Source organism: Vicinamibacterales bacterium, assembly GCA_041659285.1.
Taxonomy (GTDB): domain Bacteria; phylum Acidobacteriota; class Vicinamibacteria; order Vicinamibacterales; family UBA2999; genus 12-FULL-67-14b.
Genome location: JBAZYO010000005.1, coordinates 376016 through 391172 on the forward strand (window position 1 = coordinate 376016; position 15157 = coordinate 391172).

At 67.7% G+C, this 15157-nt stretch carries 10 protein-coding genes; 5 read left to right on the forward strand and 5 right to left on the reverse strand.

The window, feature by feature from the left end:
* Positions 1 to 2: 2 nt before the first annotated feature.
* The gene (locus WC815_10740; GenBank protein MFA5909244.1) at positions 3 to 1856 is read left to right on the forward strand and encodes a M48 family metalloprotease; all 1854 of its coding nucleotides are present in this window, start codon (positions 3 to 5) and stop codon (positions 1854 to 1856) included.
* Here the strand turns inward: WC815_10740 and WC815_10745 are convergent.
* The 4 genes from WC815_10745 to WC815_10760 are packed head-to-tail and all read right to left on the reverse strand — an operon-like array spanning position 1841 to position 5630.
* The gene (locus tag WC815_10745) at positions 1841 to 2485 is read right to left on the reverse strand and encodes a CerR family C-terminal domain-containing protein (GenBank protein ID MFA5909245.1); all 645 of its coding nucleotides are present in this window, start codon (positions 2483 to 2485) and stop codon (positions 1841 to 1843) included. The two genes, WC815_10740 and WC815_10745, sit on opposite strands and share 16 nt — an antisense overlap.
* Complete coding sequence (locus tag WC815_10750; GenBank protein ID MFA5909246.1) at positions 2482 to 3594, reverse strand: ABC transporter permease; 1113 nt, start codon at positions 3592 to 3594, stop codon at positions 2482 to 2484. Before WC815_10750 ends, WC815_10745 begins: the two co-directional genes overlap by 4 nt.
* A 9-nt stretch (positions 3595 to 3603) precedes the next feature.
* A complete protein-coding gene (locus tag WC815_10755) occupies positions 3604 to 4584 on the reverse strand; it encodes an ATP-binding cassette domain-containing protein (GenBank protein ID MFA5909247.1) in 981 nt (326 codons plus the stop codon).
* Positions 4584 to 5630 carry an HlyD family efflux transporter periplasmic adaptor subunit gene (locus WC815_10760; GenBank protein ID MFA5909248.1) on the reverse strand — a complete coding sequence of 349 codons (1047 nt, stop codon included), beginning with the start codon at positions 5628 to 5630 and terminating at the stop codon, positions 4584 to 4586. Before WC815_10760 ends, WC815_10755 begins: the two co-directional genes overlap by 1 nt.
* Positions 5631 to 5770: 140 nt before the next feature.
* Here WC815_10760 and WC815_10765 point away from each other — a divergent pair, with 140 nt between their 5' ends.
* Genes WC815_10765 through WC815_10780 form a run of 4 tightly spaced genes read left to right on the forward strand, consistent with a single transcriptional unit; the run spans position 5771 to position 14443 of the window.
* Complete coding sequence (locus WC815_10765) at positions 5771 to 6919, forward strand: Fic family protein (GenBank protein ID MFA5909249.1); 1149 nt, start codon at positions 5771 to 5773, stop codon at positions 6917 to 6919.
* Positions 6916 to 10194, forward strand: a complete 3279-nt coding sequence (locus WC815_10770; protein MFA5909250.1) for a PD-(D/E)XK nuclease family protein — start codon at positions 6916 to 6918, stop codon at positions 10192 to 10194. Before WC815_10765 ends, WC815_10770 begins: the two co-directional genes overlap by 4 nt.
* Positions 10191 to 13859 (forward strand): UvrD-helicase domain-containing protein, encoded by a 3669-nt coding sequence (locus tag WC815_10775; GenBank protein MFA5909251.1) that lies wholly within the window; start codon positions 10191 to 10193, stop codon positions 13857 to 13859. Before WC815_10770 ends, WC815_10775 begins: the two co-directional genes overlap by 4 nt.
* A gap of 2 nt (positions 13860 to 13861) precedes the next feature.
* Entirely contained in the window at positions 13862 to 14443 is a 582-nt protein-coding gene (locus WC815_10780; GenBank protein MFA5909252.1) for a TIGR00730 family Rossman fold protein, read from the forward strand.
* Positions 14444 to 14461: 18 nt separating this feature from the next.
* Here WC815_10780 and WC815_10785 read toward each other — a convergent pair whose 3' ends face one another.
* Positions 14462 to 15154 (reverse strand): response regulator transcription factor, encoded by a 693-nt coding sequence (locus WC815_10785; protein ID MFA5909253.1) that lies wholly within the window; start codon positions 15152 to 15154, stop codon positions 14462 to 14464.
* Positions 15155 to 15157 lie beyond the last annotated feature (3 nt).

The following is a 15157-nucleotide window of genomic DNA, read 5'->3' on the forward strand; positions in this document are numbered from 1 at the left end:
ACGTGCCCGGCTTACTGACGGAGTTCATGATGATCGCGCGAATCCTGACGGTGCTATTCCTTGCGGCCTCGCTGCAGTTCGGCGCGGATGAGCGTCTCGCCTACTTCGACAAGGTGCTGGCGCCGCAGGCCGCGGCCATTGTCATCCCGGGCGAGTTGCAAGCCAGGAAGCCCAAGGACGTCGCCGAGGCGAAGGCCGCCTACGACCGCGGCCTGGTGTTCGTGAGCCAGGGCGCATGGAAAGAAGCCGAGAAAGACCTGCGCACCGCCGAGAAGAAGACCAGCGACGACGTGCAGGACTACGTCTTCGCGGCCGCGTATGCCTACCTGAAGCTCCACCGCGCTGGCGATGCGCTGAAGCGCTACGAGAAGATCTACAAGAAGGAGCCGGCCAATCGCCGCGCCATCGTCGGGATGGCCGCCGCCCACGAGGACATGCAGCGCTACGCCGATGCCGTGCGCGTGTGGCTGCGCTACAGCAAGACGCCACTGCCCGCGGCCGAGAAGGCGGACGCCGACAGGATGCTCGCCGGCGCCCGCGACCTGTTTGCCCAGTACTACGAAATTGCCGAGAACCCCGGCGGCGGCGCCAAGAACCTCGCCACGCCGGAGCAGGAACTGGCGTGGGGACTCGGCTACGCGCAGCAACTCTCCACGACCGGCGTGCCGCTGATCAAGGACGCCACCATCACCGCTTACGTGCGGGACCTCTGCCAGGCGCTGGTGGCCCACGCCAAGCAGTTCCCGACCAACTACGAGGTCTTCATCCTCGACAGCGCCACCGTCAACGCGATGACCACGCCCGGCTACATCTTCGTGTATCGCGGCATCCTGAACGCGGCCAAGACCGAAGACGAGCTCGCCGGCGTGCTGGCGCACGAGATCGGGCACTCGGTGGCGCACCACGTGGCCAAGGCGCAGACCAAGCAGGCGCTCGATCAGCAGCAGGTCGCGGAGTTGAAGCAGTCCAACAGCAGGTTCTCGCAGTTCCTGGCCAAGATGCTCGAGGCCGGCAACCCGCTCGGCCAGCTCACCTTCAGCCGCGACAATGAAGCGCAGGCCGATCGGCTGGCCGTGCACATCGCCTACGACGCCGGGTTCAATCCTGATGGCCTGGTCGGCATGTTCCGCACCTTCGAGTCGATGTCGCCTTCATCGCGCAGCTCCTGGGACCTGATGATGCGCACGCACCCGTTCTCAATCGATCGCGTGCACAGCGTCACCGAATACAGCACGCTGCTTCCGGCCCGGCCGGCGAAGGTGGCGTCGCCGGCGTTTGCCAGGATGAAGGCGCGCATGGCGGCGCTGCCGCCGCCAGATGACGCGGTGGGGCTCCTGAAACCGGCCGCGACGCTGCCGCCGCCGGCGTCACCGGCGCCACCGGCGGGCGCGACGCGGGAGTTTGCCATCGACGGCACGCCGTTGACCGGCGAGATTCCCGCCGACTGGGGTGCGCGCAAGACCGAGTCGGGGACCATCGTCTTCGAGGGCGCCAAGGGGACCGAGGCCTACGAGGTGTCGGTGGAACTCCAGGTGATCCCGAAAGCCGAGGCGCGAGGGGCGACGATTCTCGACGTGGCGCAGGAGATCTACGGCAGTCTCATGCAGCGGCCCAGCGCCAGGGTCCAGCAGCCGCGGACCGGCGAGACCTCGCGCGGCCAGACCACGGCCATCGTCACCGGCACCTACGCGCTGCAGGCGCAGGCGAGGGCCGTTCCATTCAGCCACATGACGGTCGTCATCGACTACGCGCAGCACATGGCGGTGGTGAGCTACTACGGGCCGGATGCGATGTATACGAAGTACGCGCCGGCGTTCGAGCTGATCGGCAACAGCCTTCGCTATCGCGGACGCTGATCGCCGTTGGCGGGCTCCCGCGAGGCGATTGTCCGCATGCCGCCGATCGAGAACTCGGCGATGTGCGTGGCGAGCGCGTCGAGGTCCGGCGCCACCCCGCCCCAGGTCTTCGCCAGCGGCGCGGGCACCTTGCGTGCCGCCATCAGGACCTGGCCCTGCAGGCTCGCTACCGATCGCCTCACCCGTTGATCCTCGGGCGGCAGGCCCATGATGGCGCCGGCGACGCGGCTCAGGTAGTCGAGGCGCGGCCGTATCACCTGGTTCATCACCAGGTCGAGGGCTTCGGTGGGCTGCTCCATCTCGCGGACCATCAGCTTGTGGATCCACGCGTTGGGGCCGTCTCCGGTCACCCGCCGCACGAACACCTTCGCGAACTCGCGGATCTGGTCCTCGGGCGAGAGACCCTCGCCGGCCTTCTGCGACAGCTCGTTGGTTTCGATCATCACCGCGATGGCGTACTTGATGATGGCGCGGTAAAGGCCGGCCTTGTCGCCGAAGTGGTAGTTCACCGCGGCGACGTTGGCGTGCGAGGCCTTGCAGATCTCGCGGACCGTGACGTTGTCGAACCCCTGCTCGGCGAACAGCACCGCCGCCGCCTTGATCAACCGGTCTTGCGTGTCGGCGCTCACAGTGTCCTCTTGAACAGCAGCGTCGCCGACGTCATCGCGACAATCGAGAACACCACGAGAAAGCCCAGGTCGTAGCTGATGGCGCCAAAGCCGGTGTTCTTGAGCAGCAGGCTCTTGAACGCGTGCACCGCGTAGGTGAACGGATCCATCACCGCGATCACTTTCATCCACCCCGGGAACGCCTGCTGCGGATAGACCGCGCCGCTCGGGAAGTAGAGCAGCGTGTTGAGCACGCCGAAGATGGCGCGCGGCATCAGCGGATCCGAGACCCGCACCATGATCAGGAACATCATGCTGACCAGCGCCAGCGCGGTAATGTTGATGACGACGAACAGCCGGAACAGGCGCATGGGCTCGAAGGGATCCGGCACGCCCGCGATCAGCGACCCGATCGTCATCAGCACGAATCCGGCCATCACCGCCTTGATGGTACCGGAGATGTTGAAGCCGGCAATCAGCTCGAGCCGCTTGATCGGCGTGACCAGGTAGCCCTCGTGCAGCCCGCGGGCCTTGTCGTCGATGAAGATGATGCCGCCGCCGATCATCACCATCATGAAGATCGACATCACCACCGAGCCGGGCAGCAGATACTGCACGTACGGCACGTACGGGTAGAGCTCGACGAGGTCGAGGCGCGTCGAGGTGAAGGTGCGCTCCTGGTGGGTGCGCGGCTCGAGCGCCGCGACCAGGCTCGACATCGAGCCGGCCATGGTCGCGGCGACGAAGTTGTCGGTGTTGTCCTGGATGATCGCCAGCCGCGGCTCGCGGTTCGAGAGCACGCGCCGCGAGTAGTCCGGCGGGATGGTAAGCACGCCGTTGACCCGGCCCGCGCGCAGGGCGTCGAGCGCCTGCCCCTCATCGGCGTAGTTCACGGTGTGGAAGGTGTTGGCGTTGGCCGCCACCGCGCCGGCCAGCTCGCGGATCTTGATCGCCGGCACGCCGCCGTCCTGATCGACCACGGCAATGGTGAGGTTCTTGACGTTGCCGCCGAAGGCGTAGCCCAGCACGATCAACTGGATCAGCGGAAACACCAGCGACATGATGATCAGGAAGGGACTGCGGCGGAAGCGCCGCATCTCGCGTTCGACAATGGCCCAGGTGCGGTGCATGGCGTCCCTTTACCTGCGCAGCATGAATTGCCGCGGCGCCGGATCCTGCAGGGCGTCGCGGAGGTCGTGTCCGGTGTAGTGCACGAACACATCATCCAATGTGGTGCTCTTCACCGCGAGCGACAGCACGGCGAGGCCGATGGCCTCGGTGGCCGCCACCAGGGCCATGGTGGTGGCCGGCCCGTTCGAGGTGGCGATGCGGAACACGTGGTCGTCACTGGTAACCGACTGGACGTGGGGCAGGGACGTGAGCTTCGCCTCCCATCCGGACGGCACCGACGAGAAACTGACCTCGATGTGGTTCTGGCTCGGGATCGAGGCCTTCAGCTTGAGCGGTGAGTCCAGCGCCACCAGCTTGCCGTGATCGACAATCGCGATGCGGTCGCACAGCTTGTCGGCCTCGTCCATGTAGTGGGTGGTCAGCAGCACCGTGAGGTCGCGCTCGTGCTTGACCTTCCGGATCATCTCCCACACCGCCACGCGCGACACCGGATCGAGGCCGGTGGTCGGTTCGTCGAGAAAGAAGATCTTCGGCTCGTGCACCAGGCCGCGGGCAATCTCGACCCGGCGGCGCATGCCGCCCGACAGGTACATCACCTGCTTGTCGCGCCATTCGGTGAGGTCCACGGCCTCGAGCAAGTCGTCGATCAGCTTCTTCCGCCTGGCCCGCGGCACGCCGTACAGCTTCGAGAAGATCAGCAGGTTTTCTTCGACGCTCAGCTCGGTGTCGCTGGTCATGGCCTGCGGGATCACGCCGATCACCCGCCGCACGCCGTCGGCGTCCTTGACCACGTCGAAGCCGCCGACGTGGGCGGTGCCGCCCGACGGCGGCAGCAGCGTGGTGAGCATGCGGATCAGCGTGGACTTGCCGGCGCCGTTGGGGCCGAGCAGGCCGAACACCTCGCCGGGCTGCACCTGGAACGACACCCCGGCCACGGCGGTGAAGTCGCCGAAGGTCTTGCGGATGTCCTGGACGTCGATGGCGGCCATCACGCCCCCTGCAGCGGCAGCATCACGTAGATCGTCATGCCCACGGCCAGGCGCCGGTCCTTGTTGTCCACGCGCAGGCGGGTCTCGAAGGTCTTGATGTCGCGCTTGGTGCGGCTGACGTCGCGCTGCGTGGCAAACGCGGCGTCGGCGCGGCGGTAGAACACCGTGGCGATCCGCTCCTCGCCGGAGGGCAGGCGCACCGTGAGCGTGTCGCCGATCTTCACGCGATCGATGTAGGTTTCCTCGATGTCGGCGCGCACCCAGAAGTCGTCCGGGTTGATCACCGTGACAATCGCCTGGCCGGCGCTGACCATCTCACCTTCGCGAACGGGCTGCACGTCGATGATGCCGTCCACCGGCGAGACCACGTGCGCGAAGCCGAGCCGCACGTCCGCCTTGGCCCGCTGCGCGCCCACCGCGGCCAGCTGGTGCTGGCTCGCCTGCATCTGGTTGCGGCGGATGGCCACCTGTTCGGCGTTGGCGCGCGCATACTTCAGCGCCTCGCGCGCGGCGTTGGCCTGCGAGGCCAGCGACTCCGTCCGCGCCTGCGCCGCCTCGAACGTGGTCCGCGCATCATCCAGCGTCTGCGCCGGCGCCAGCTTCGCGGTGAACAACTCGCGGGTGCGGTCGAACGTCACCTTGGCGCGTTCGGCGTCGGCCACGGCGGCGGCGCGCTGGGCTTCGGCGGTGGTGAGGGCGGCTTCGGCCTGCTTGATCTGATCCGCGTTGTGCTTCTCTTCGTACCGCAGCGCCGCTTCGCCTTCGCGGACCTGCGAGGCCATGCCTTCGGCACTGTAGTCGTAGTAGGCGCGCTCGGCCGCGAGTTCAGCGGGCTCGATTTCGGCGACGACCTGGCCCCTGGTGACGGTGTCGCCTTCCTTCACGTTCAACCGCGCCAGCCGGCCGCCGATTTGCGGCGACACCACCACGTCGTGTGTGGTGACGATGCCGGTGAGAACGAGTGCGGTGGGCGGCTGCGAGTAGACGTAATACGCGCCGTAGGCGGCGCCGGCCACGATGGCAAGGATGAGGAGACGTTTGGCCATGGTCAAACGTATGTATAAAACAATTGTTTGACACCAGTCAAGTCCAGCGCTGATCTCAGCTATACATCGGCCAGCTCAATGATAGATAATATCTATCTCGGATGGTGAATGAAACACACTATCCGTCATGGGCAGGCCTTATGTTGTTCAAAACACCGGTGTTAGACGAACAGGAACAGGAGGTCCTCGCCAGGATCGACGAAGTCCGGCGAACCCTTAGTTACGCCGTGGCCGCCCGTCATTGGACTGTCAGCATTCGCCGGATCGTGCAGGCCAAGGCGGTGCAAGGCTCCAACAGCATCGAGGGCATTCACGTCACTGTTGACGATGCGATCGCGGCGGTCGACAACGAGGAACCGCTAGAGGCCGGGAGCGAAGCCTGGCTGGCAGTCACCGGCTATCAGTCCGCGATGACGTACGTCCTCCAACTCTCCGACGACCCTCACTTTTCATTCTCGCGCGGACTCATCCGAAGCTTGCACTTCATGATGCTCCAGCATGAACTGCCCAAGCATCCGGGCAAGTGGCGACCGGGACCAATCTACGTACGTAACGACGCCAGCGGCGAGACCGTGTACGAAGGCCCACCCGAGTCCATGGTCAACGGCCTCATGCACGAACTGGTCAATTCGCTCAACGAGATCGACAACGCGCCGATCCTCGTCCGTGCCGCAATGGCACACCTCAACTTGGTGATGATCCATCCGTTCTCCGACGGGAACGGTCGCATGGGTCGCTGCGTCCAAACCCTCGTGCTCGCGCGCCAGAACATCCTCGCCCCGTCGTTCTGTAGCATCGAAGAGTATTTGGGGAAAAACCAGCAGGCCTACTACGACGTACTCGGCCAGGTGGGCGCAGGGGCGTGGCACCCCGAACGCGATGCACGGCCCTGGGTCCGGTTCTGTCTCACCGCGCACTATCGACAGGCCACACGGCTGGTCCGGTGGAGCCGCATTTACCAACGCCTGTGGGACAGCCTTGAGATCGAGATCAACAAGCGAGGCCTGCCCGACCGGATGCTGCTCGCGCTCAGCGACGCTGCTCTTGGCTACAAAGTCAGGAACGCCCTTTATCGAAAGACCGCAGACATTTCGGAACTCACAGCGAGTCGCGACCTGAAAGTGTTGGTCGACCAGAAGCTCTTATTACCCACTGGCGAGAAGCGTGGCCGCTTCTATACGGCATCTCCACTGGTGGAACAGATTGGCCGGGCCGCATGGGAGGCGCCGACCAATGTTGATCCCTTCACGCTAACCGAAACTTTTCTGCCGGGCATGGCGCCGCTATGAGCGCAGTTGCGCCGATCGTTTCACCCTCCACAGCCGTCCGCCTCGCCGAGGCTCGATCGCAACTGCTGGCTGTCGAGCCACCGATCCTGATCGTCGCGTCCAGCCGCGCCGCCGCCGATGAATTCGCGTTCGGGCTCGCCGCCGATCGCGGCGCCACCTTCGGCGTGACCAGGGCCGGCCTGACCGAACTGGTGGCCAAACTCGCCGTGCCGGCGCTGGCGCGCCGCGGCCTGACGCCCAGCGCGCCGCTCAGCGACGAGGCCGTCGCCGCCCGCGTCGCGGATGACCTGCTCAAGCGCCACAAACTGGACTACTTCGAACCGGTCGCCGACATGCCGGGCTTCCCCCGCGCGCTCAGCCGGACGCTCGCCGAACTGCGGATGTCGGGTGTGCAGCCCGGCCACCTGAACGGCCACCCGGCGAGCGACGACCTGACGGCGCTCCTGCAGCGCAGCGTCGAGGAACGCGAGAAAGCCGGCGCCGTCGATTACGCGACGATGCTGGCGACGGCCACCGAAGAGATCACGACGACCCCCGGGCTATTCAGCGACCGGACCATCGTGCTGCTCGATGTGGCGATCACGTCGAAAGCAGAGGCCGGGTTTGCTCTCGCGCTGATCGCATCGGCGCGCTCGGCCATCGTCACGATTCCAACCGGTGATGCCCGGACCCTTGATGCCTTGGCACCCCTGGCACCCCTGGCACCCCTGGCACCCCTGGCACCTCAGGCACCCGTGACCGCCCTGTCCGCCCTTCAGCGCAACCTGTTTGCCACCGAGCCGCCGGCCCCTGCGACCACGGATGATTCGGTGACGCTGTTCTCCGCACCTGGCGAAGGCCGCGAGGCCGTCGAGATTGCGCGGCGATTGATGCAGGAAGCCGCGCGCGGGGTGCCGTTCGACCAGATGGCCGTGCTGCTGCGCGCGCCGCAGACTTACCTGGGCGTGATGGAACATGCGCTCGATCGCGCCGGCATTCCCGCCTGGTTCCATCGCGGCACCCGCCGTCCCGACCCGGCAGGCCGCGCCCTGCTCGCGCTGCTGGCCTGCGCCGACGAGGAGCTGTCGGCGCGCCGGTTTGCCGAATACGTCTCGCTCGGACAAGTCCCGCTCAACGACGCCGGCAACGCCGACCAGTGGTCGCCCCCGGCCGACGAAGTGGTCGAGGCCGTGCTGACGCCGGAGGATCGCGCCGAAGACACGCAGCCCGACGAAGAGGCCCGCGCGGCGAGCCTGAGAGGCGAGACCGACCGCGACGTCGCCGGCACGCTGCGCGCCCCCTGGCGGTGGGAGACGCTCATCGTCAAAGCGGCTGTCATGAGCGGCCTCGACCGATGGCGGAATCGTCTCCGCGGCCTCGAGAACGAGTACGAGCGGAAGCTGGCCGAAGTGAACTCCGAGGACTCGGAAGGCTCCCGGGCGCGCGCTCTCGCCCGTGATCGCGAACAACTGCGCGCACTGCGATCGTTCGCGGAACCCGTGCTGGCCGAGATGGCCGATTGGCCCGCCGAACAGGTGTGGGGCGACTGGCTCGACGCCATTCGCCGCCTGGCGCCGCGCGTGATCGCGCAGCCCGCCCGCGTGCTGCGGATGCTCCAGGAACTGGCGCCGCTGTCGGCGATCGGCCCCGTCCGGCTCCGCGAGGTCCGTGACGTGCTGACCCCGCGCCTGTCGACGCTCACCCACGAGCCACCGCGACGCCGGCACGGCCGCGTGTTTGTCGGCACTCCTCATGCCGCGCGCGGCCGGTCGTTCCGCGTGGTGTTCGTGCCCGGCCTCGCCGAGCGGATGTTCCCGCAAAAGATTCGCGAAGATGCGCTGTTGCCGGACGAGCGCCGCACCTTCAGCGGCACCGCGCTCGCCACCCAGGCGACGCGCGCCGCCGACGAGCGTCTGCAGCTCACGCTCGCGGTGGGCGCGGCGTCGGACCGGCTCTTCGTCTCGTTCCCGCGCATTGAGCTCAGCGAATCGCGCCCGCGCGTGCCGTCGTTCTACGTGCTCGACCTCGTGCGCGCCATCGAAGGCGTGATCCCGGCGGCGTCGAGCCTGGGCGCCCGCGCGTTCCAGGCCGGAGCCTCGACGCTCGCGTGGCCGGCCCCGCGCGACCCCGGCGCGGCCATCGACGACTTCGAACACGACCTGGCCACCATGAAACGGCTCCTCGATGATGGCTCCGGAGCGGTGAAGGGCCGTGCCCGTTACCTCTACGAGCTCAGTCCCGAGCTGCGCCGGTCGCTCACGTCGCGATGGCTGCGGTACCACAGCAAGCAATGGGGTGTTGCGGACGGACTGGTCCGCAACGTGGAGGCCACGACCGCGTCGGCGCTGGCGGCGCAGCGACTCGGCGCGCGCCCGTACTCGCTCACGGCGCTGCAGCGCTTCTCGGCCTGCCCGTACCAATTCCTGATGGCCGCGGTGTATCGGCTGGCCCCGCTCGAAGTGCCGGCGCCGCTGCAGCAACTCGACCCGCTGACGCGCGGGAGCTTGATCCACATGTTCCAGGCGGCAACGCTCAGAAAGCTGCAGGCCGCCGGCATGCTGCCGCTGACCGCGGACGCCTTGGCCGGGGCGCAGCGGCGCCTCGATCAGACCATCACGGAAATCGGCAACCAGGAACGCGACGAACTGGCGCCCGCCATCGAGAGGGTCTGGACCGACGAGATCGCCGCGATCAGCCGGGACCTCAAGCACTGGCTCGAACTGCTGGTCGAGGAGGGCGTCGAGTGGACGCCCGAGCGATTCGAGTTTGCGTTCGGGCTCGCCGACACGCTGGATCGCGACGAGCACAGCACGCCCACGCCGGCGCTCGTGGACCACCGCTTCTTGCTGCGCGGCTCCGTTGACCTGATCGAGCGCCACCGGCAAACGAAACTGCTGCGGGTGACCGACTACAAGACCGGCCGCAATCGCACGAAGAGCGGCCAGACCATGGTCGAAGGCGGCCGGCTGCTGCAGCCGATCCTGTACGGCCTCGCCCTCGAGGCGCTGATGCCGAACGAATCGGTCGCGGCCAGCCGCCTGTTCTTCTGCACCAGCATCGGCAACTTCAGCTCGCACGAGATCCCGCTGTTCGGCGAGTCGCGGAAGGCCGGGCTCGAAGTGCTCGAGGTCATCGACCGCTCGATCGAGCGCGGGCTGCTCGCCGCCCGCCCGGCGACCGACGCCTGCGCCATGTGCGACTTCCAGGCGGTGTGCGGCCGCGACGAAGAACGGCGGACCCGCCGCAAGGACGTGGCGCTGTTCGCGGATCTCGACGCGCTGAGGGAGCTGCCATGAGCGAGACGCGCGTGCCGCGGGCGCAGCCGAGGGCCGAGAATCGCGAGTTGATTGCCACCGCCCTCGACCAGACCATGGTGGTCGAGGCCGCCGCCGGCACCGGCAAAACCACCGAGCTGGTCGGCCGCATTGTCGCGCTGATCGAGAACCAGCGCGCCCGCATCGGTGAGATTGTCGCGGTGACCTTCAGCGAGAAGGCCGCCGGTGAGCTCAAGTTGCGCCTGCGCGAGGAGCTCGAACGGGCGCGTGCGCGTCACGCCGCCGGCACGCCGGAGTCGGCCCTTCTCGCCGACGCCATCTACGACTTCGAAGAAGCGCACGTCAGCACCATCCACGGCTTCTGCGCCGAGCTGTTGCGCGAGAGGCCGGTGGAGGCGCGGGTGGATCCGGCGTTCACCGTCCTCACCGAAACCCAGGCCGATCGCCTGTTCGACGACGCGTTCACGACCTGGCTCCACGACCAGCTCGGCAAGCCGCGCGAAGGCGTCCGGCGCTCGCTCAGGCGACCCGTGCGGTGGCGGCCCGATGACGAGGAAACCAACGGGCCCATCGAACGCCTGCGCCGCGCCGCCCGCGAGTTGCGCGAGTGGCGCGACCACACTGCGCCGTGGTCGCGGCCTTCGTACGATCGCCACCGGGCCGTCAAGACCCTCAGCGAGCAGCTGAAGGCCTTCGCGGAAATGACCGCGCGGCCGCTCAAGAAGGGCGACAACTTCTCGGGCGACACCAAGGCCGCCCGCGCCGCCAGCACCGAGATCGAGCGGCAGCGGCGGATGGTCGGCGACATGGTGCCCGAATCCGTGTACGACGGCTGGGAGGCCGCGCTCGTCGGCCTGGCCGACAATCGCGATTTCGGCCGTCCGCGGAAAGGATCCGGCGCGGCGTTCGCTGTTGGCGTGACGCGCGACCAGGCGGTGGCCGCGCACGCGCAGTTGCTGCAGGACCTCGGCGCCTTTCGCGACATGGCGGATGCGGACCTGGCGGCGCTGCTCCACGAGGAGATGCGCGAGTGCCTGAGCCGCTACGAGGACCGCAAGCAGGAGGCCGGCGCGCTCGACTTCCTGGACCTGCTGATCAAGGCCCGCGACCTGGTCCGCGATGATGCCGGGGTCCGGGCGCAGTTCAGGACGCGGTTCCGCGTGCTGCTGGTGGACGAGTTCCAGGATACCGATCCGCTGCAGGCCGAATTGCTCCTCCTGCTGGCCGGGACCGAACGCGCCGCCCTCCGCCCCGGCGCCCTCTTCATCGTCGGGGATCCCAAGCAGTCGATCTATCGCTTCCGCCGCGCCGACGTCGGCGCCTATCGCCGGATCAGCGAAGAGCTCGGCCGCGCCGGCGCCACGCCGGTGACGCTGCAGACCTCGTTCCGCAGCGTGCCCGCCATCCAGCATTTCGTGAACGCGGCGTTTCGCGACGACATGGACGGCGACCGCGTCGCGTTGCAGGCCGACTACGTCAGCCTGCTGGGCAAGCGCCCCGACCATCCCGAACAACCGGCGATCGTGGCGCTGCCGGTGCCGCGTCCTTACGGCCGCCGCGAGGTCACGCAGGGCGCGCTGGCCAGCTCACAGCCGCCGGCGATCGGCCAATTCGTCAAGTGGCTGCTCTCGCCTGAATGTACCTGGAGCGTTGGTGAACGCCCGTCTTCGCGGCCGCAGGCCGCCACCGGCCCTTTGCGCGCGGAGGCGGAGGGAGCGACCCGAGACGACCCCGAAACCCGGCGGCGCATTGTTCCCAGCGATATCTGCCTGCTCTTCCGCCGCTTCATGCACTACGGCGGCGACGTGACACGCGACTACGTGGAAGCGTTCGAGGCGCGCGGCATCCCGCACCTGCTCGTGGGCGGCAAGACGTTTCACGAGCGCGAAGAGGTGGATGCGGTTCGCACCGCTCTGACCGCCATCGAGTGGCCCGAGGACGAGCTGTCGGTCTACGCCACGCTGCATGGGCCGCTGTTTGCCATCGGCGAGGAAGAGCTGCTCGAGTACCACGCGTCCGCGAAGGTGTTTCACCCGTATCGCGTGCCTGACAACCTGCCCGCCCGCCTGCAGCCCGTGACCCAGGCGCTCGGGCAACTGCGGGAACTGCACGCGACGAGGAACCACCGGCCGGTGGCCGACACGTTGGGCCGGCTGATCGCGATCACCCGCGCGCATGCCGGCTTCATCCTGTGGCGCGGTGGCGAGCAGGTGCTGGCCAACGTGCTGCACGTCGCCGACATGGCCCGCCGCTACGAGATGGAAGGCGGGCTGTCGTTCCGCGGCTTCGTCGACCTGCTGCACGAAGCGTCGGGCCGGGCCGACGCGCCCGAGGCGCCGATCCTGGAAGAAGGCAGTGAAGGCGTGCGCCTGATGACGGTGCACAAGGCCAAGGGCCTCGAGTTCCCGGTGGTGATCCTCGCCGACATCGGCTGCAAGTTGAGCCAGGAGAAAGCGTCGCGCTACCTGGATTCGCCCAAAGGCCTCTGCGCCGTTTCGATTGGCGGCTGGTCGCCGCTCGACCTGCTCGAGCACAACGACGAGGAGGCCAGGCGCGATGAAGCGGAGGGCGTGCGGCTGGCCTACGTCGCGGCCACGCGCGCCCGCGACGTGCTGGTGGTGCCGGCGGTCGGCGACGGCCCGTATCAAAAGGGCTGGGTCAGGCCGCTCAACCGCGCGCTCTATCCACCCAGGGAACAGCGACAATCGCCGTCACCGAGACGAGGCGTGCCGCTCTTCAAGGGCAAAGACACGGTGATACCCGAGGCCCGGCCGGACGGCCAGCAGCCGGATGCCTCGACCGTGCGTCCAGGCACCTATGAGCTGATCGATCCGGAATCGCAGGCGGCGTACTCAGTGGTGTGGTGGGATCCGGTGTTGCTCGATGTCCCGGCCGACGACCCGCGCGGCTTGCGCCGTGATGATCTGATCTCCAAGGACGCGAGCCCCGCGGACGTGGCCGCCGACCGCGCGCGGTACGACCAGTGGAAGCAACGGCGGGAAGCCGTGCGGGCCGCCGGCTCCGCGCCGTCGATGGTGGTCACGACTCCCACGCAGATGGCCGACGTGCACCAGCCTGCCCTGAGCGAGGCCGGACCCGAGGTCGGGCCGAGTCGAAGGGGGCCGCAGATGACGCAGGCCGATACGCCAGGGCCGCAGATGACGCAGATAGCGCAGATCATTTCTGCTCATCACGTAGTGCTCGAGGATGCGGCGATCAAGAGCCTGCGCCCATCCGGCAAGCGGTTCGGCACGCTCGTGCACGCGCTGCTGGCGTCGGTGCCGTTGAGCGCCAAGGCGAAGGAGGTCGCGGAGCTGGCCGCCCTCCACGCGAAGCTCCTGGGATCGAGCGACGACGAGCAGGCGGCCGCGCGCGCCATCGCCGTCGCCGTGCTGAAGCACCCGCGCCTGGCCGAGGCGCGGGCGGCGGAGAAGGCCGGCCGCCCGGTGTGGCGCGAGGCGCCGATCTCGCTTCGCATCGCCGACAGCGGCGGCGCGCCGCAGATCGTGGACGGCCAGGTCGATCTGGCGTACGAGACCGATCAGGGCTGGATGGTGATCGACTTCAAGACCGACATCGAAATTGCGACCGCGCAGGACGCGTACGTGCGCCAGGTCGCGCTCTACGTCGAGGCGGTCACCACGGCCACCGGAAAGCCCGCCACTGGCCTCATACTGAAGATCTGATCATGAAAAGACTCTGCGTATTTTGCGGTTCGAGCGTCGGGACCAATCCAGCCTATGCCGAAGCAGCCACCACGATGGGGGCGCTGCTGGCCACTCGCGGCATCGGCCTGGTCTACGGCGGCGGCAACGTCGGGCTCATGGGCGTGATCGCCGATGCGGCGCTGGCGGCCGGTGGGGAGGTAATCGGTGTGATCCCGCGGGCGCTCGCGGACCGAGAGGTCGCGCATACCGGTCTCACCGACTTGCGTATCGTTGACTCCATGCACACGCGCAAGGCGATGATGGCGGACTTGTCGGATGCCTTCGTCGCCATGCCCGGCGGCGTCGGCACCTTCGAGGAATTCTTCGAGGCCATCACGTGGACGCAGCTGGGCCTGCATCGCAAGGCCTGCGGCCTGCTGAACGTGGCCGGGTTCTACACACCCCTCGCGGTGTTCATCGATCAGGCGGTGTCGGAGGGGTTCATCAAGCCGGTGCACCGCGCCGCCATCGTCGTGGACGACGACCCGGCCCGCTTGCTCGACACGCTGTCAACGATTGAAGTGCCCGACGTTCCCAAGTGGATCCGTCGCGACGAGACGTAAAGAACGTTGGCTGTCAATTTATCCGGCGAACTTATACCCCAGCCCGTGCACGGTGAGGATGAACTGCGGGACGCGCGGGTTGGTTTCCAGTTTTTGCCTGAGCCACGCGACGTGCACGTCCACCGTGCGCGTTGAGGGCATCGCGCTGTAGCCCCACACCTCTTGCAGCAGCTCGTCGCGCGAGATGGTGGCCCCGCGGTGCTCGATGAAATACTTGAGCAACTGGTACTCTTTCGCCGACAGGTCCAGAGGCTGGCCCTTGCCCATGACCTCCGCCTTGCGCACGTCCACCGTGATGTCGCCGAACTGGTAACGCTCCAACGACAGCCCCGGTGAGCCGCTGGGGGCGCGGCGCAGCAGCGCCTCGAGCCGCGCCAGCAGCTCGATGGTCTCGAACGGCTTGGTCAGGTAGTCGTCGGCGCCGAGCTTGAGGCCGACCACGCGATCCACCACCTGGCTGCGCGCCGTGAGCATGAGGATGGGTGTCAGGATCCCCTGCTGGCGGAGGGTCTTGGCCACGTCGAAGCCGTCGCGGCCCGGCAGCATCACGTCCAGCACGATGATGTCGAAGGGCGAGCCGGTGGCCCGCGCCACCGCGACGTTGCCGTCGCCGGCGGTCTCCACCGTGTAGCCTTCCGCCGTCAGCCGATCGCTCAGCGCCAGCTGCAGGCCCGGCTCGTCTTCGACGAGTAAGAGGCGCTTTTCTGACAAGGC

Bases quoted from the DNA above. Each gene is read 5' to 3' on its own strand.
- WC815_10750 (MFA5909246.1), bottom strand. From the start codon at position 3,594: ATGCACCGCACCTGGGCCATTGTCGAACGCGAGATGCGGCGCTTCCGC.
- WC815_10755 (MFA5909247.1), bottom strand. From the start codon at position 4,584: ATGGCCGCCATCGACGTCCAGGACATCCGCAAGACCTTCGGCGACTTC.
- WC815_10760 (MFA5909248.1), bottom strand. From the start codon at position 5,630: ATGGCCAAACGTCTCCTCATCCTTGCCATCGTGGCCGGCGCCGCCTAC.
- WC815_10765 (MFA5909249.1), top strand. From the start codon at position 5,771: ATGTTGTTCAAAACACCGGTGTTAGACGAACAGGAACAGGAGGTCCTC.
- WC815_10770 (MFA5909250.1), top strand. From the start codon at position 6,916: ATGAGCGCAGTTGCGCCGATCGTTTCACCCTCCACAGCCGTCCGCCTC.
- WC815_10775 (MFA5909251.1), top strand. From the start codon at position 10,191: ATGAGCGAGACGCGCGTGCCGCGGGCGCAGCCGAGGGCCGAGAATCGC.
- WC815_10780 (MFA5909252.1), top strand. From the start codon at position 13,862: ATGAAAAGACTCTGCGTATTTTGCGGTTCGAGCGTCGGGACCAATCCA.